The 1,872-nt window shown below is 38.0% G+C and carries 4 protein-coding genes; 3 read left to right on the forward strand and 1 reads right to left on the reverse strand.

Going from position 1 to position 1,872, the window contains the following annotated elements; all coding sequences use genetic code 11:
- On the reverse strand, positions 1-116 hold a 116-nt coding region (locus tag RDS42_RS14975; protein ID WP_308784292.1), incomplete at its 3' end, for a helix-turn-helix transcriptional regulator.
- A 202-nt stretch (positions 117-318) separates the two neighbouring features.
- Between RDS42_RS14975 and RDS42_RS14590 the strand changes: the two genes are divergently transcribed.
- From RDS42_RS14590 to RDS42_RS14600, 3 genes are read left to right on the forward strand one after another with little or no spacing between them, the layout of a single operon-like run.
- Positions 319-510: a helix-turn-helix domain-containing protein gene (locus tag RDS42_RS14590; protein WP_009243123.1), complete on the forward strand. Its 192-nt coding sequence runs from the start codon at positions 319-321 to the stop codon at positions 508-510.
- Positions 511-523: 13 nt separating this feature from the next.
- Positions 524-1,576 (forward strand): site-specific integrase, encoded by a 1,053-nt coding sequence (locus tag RDS42_RS14595; RefSeq protein WP_009243122.1) that lies wholly within the window; start codon positions 524-526, stop codon positions 1,574-1,576.
- Between the two features lie 19 nt (positions 1,577-1,595).
- The gene (locus tag RDS42_RS14600) at positions 1,596-1,766 is read left to right on the forward strand and encodes a hypothetical protein (RefSeq protein WP_009243121.1); all 171 of its coding nucleotides are present in this window, start codon (positions 1,596-1,598) and stop codon (positions 1,764-1,766) included.
- Positions 1,767-1,872: the final 106 nt, after the last annotated feature.

Raw genomic sequence — 1,872 nt, forward strand, 5'->3', positions numbered from 1 at the left:
CGGATTCCAAGTTCATATTTTCTGATCGTACCTACGTTAATGCCGGACAGCTCGGCTAACTGTATCTGACTGTACCCTCTGAATTCCCGGTATGCCCGGATTTTTTTACCTACCATAATGCTGCCTCCTTAATTATATTTGTGATTCTATTCTAGCACAAAAGTGAATGATGCGAAAGAGGTTGATTTTTACTGAGCCTGAAAATGTAGAATGGAATATAAAAATAAAATTCGCAAAAGGTTATTGACAAAGTCACAAAAGTGAATTATAGTAGAAAACATCAAAAGAGTCACAAAAGTGACTGGAAAGGAGGACGATATGAGAACTAATTATATGATGACTGTTGATGATGTCATGGAAGAATTAGGTGTGAAACGCAGTAAAGCATATTCTATTCTGAAGCAGCTCAATGATGAACTGGCAAAGGAAGGATATGTAGCAGTTCGTGGAAAGATTCCACGTCCCTACTGGGAAACAAAATTTTATGGATGCTCTCAGAGAGCAGTATGAAGGAGGATTTAAGATGTCAGCTTACAAAGACAAAACACAGGGAACCTGGTATGTGAGCTTCCGCTATATTGACTGGACAGGAAAGAAAACACAGAAGCTGAAAAGAGGGTTCAAGACAAAGAAAGAAGCATTAAATTATGAAAAGGAATTCATAAGAAAAACTGCAGCGGATATGAAAATGGAGATGAACAGTTTTATTCAAGTCTATTTTGAAGATAAAAAGAATGAACTGAAAGAAAATTCAATCCGTAATAAGCAGCACATGATGAACAAGCACATTGTTCCGTATTTTGGAACAAGAAAAATGAATGAGATTACACCGGCAGAGATTATCCAGTGGCAGAACACTATTCAGGAAAAAGGATACAGCAAGACTTATGAGCGTATGATTCAGAATCAGTTAAATGCACTGTTTAACCATGCACAGAAAATTTACAATCTGAAGGAAAATCCATGTAAGAAAGTAAAAAAGATGGGGAAATCGGATGCAAATAAGCTGGAATTCTGGACGAAAGCAGAATATGACAGATTTATCGCAGGGATTGAGCCGGGGAGTGAGGATTATCTGATATTTGAAATTCTGTTCTGGACAGGAATCAGGGAAGGAGAGCTTCTGGCATTGAGTCTTTTAGATTTTGATATGAGTGGAAATCTCCTGCATATCAATAAGACGTATAACCGGATCAGGAAAAGAGATGTGATTGATACTCCAAAAACAGAGAATTCAGTCCGTACCATTGATATTCCCAATTTTCTTAAGGAAGAGGTGCAGGAGTATGCGAAGAAACATTATGGATTTCCGGAAGATCAGCGGTTGTTCCCGATTGTGGCGAGAACACTGCAGAAACGTCTTAAGAAATATGAAGCACTGACCAGTGTAAAACCAATCAGAGTGCACGATATCCGTCACAGCCATGTGGCATATCTAATCTACCAGGGCGTAGAACCACTGATTATCAAGGAAAGGCTGGGGCACAAAGACATTCAGATGACATTGAACACTTATGGGCATCTGTACCCGTCACAGCAGAAAAAAGTTGCTGAGATGCTGGACAATAAACGTTAATACGGAGGAAAAGAAGCAAATGAAAACAAAGAAAGTAGTCGGAAAAATATTTGATGCAATTAACTACAGTAAGAAGCTGAAAATAAGTTCCATTTTACCGGATCGGGATTCAGATTATGTGATTCTTCTTGAATTAGAGGACGGAAGCAAATTTGAAATCATTATTATTCCTACAAGGAGATTTGTGTAAGGAGCAAAAGTTATGACTACTGATAGACAAAAAGAAAAAGCCCAGATAAAATATCTGAGCAAGTTCTCTGATAATCAGATTCACTGATATACCATCTTGGCAGATT

This window comes from uncultured Blautia sp., assembly GCF_902497045.1.
Classification (GTDB): domain Bacteria; phylum Bacillota; class Clostridia; order Lachnospirales; family Lachnospiraceae; genus Blautia_A.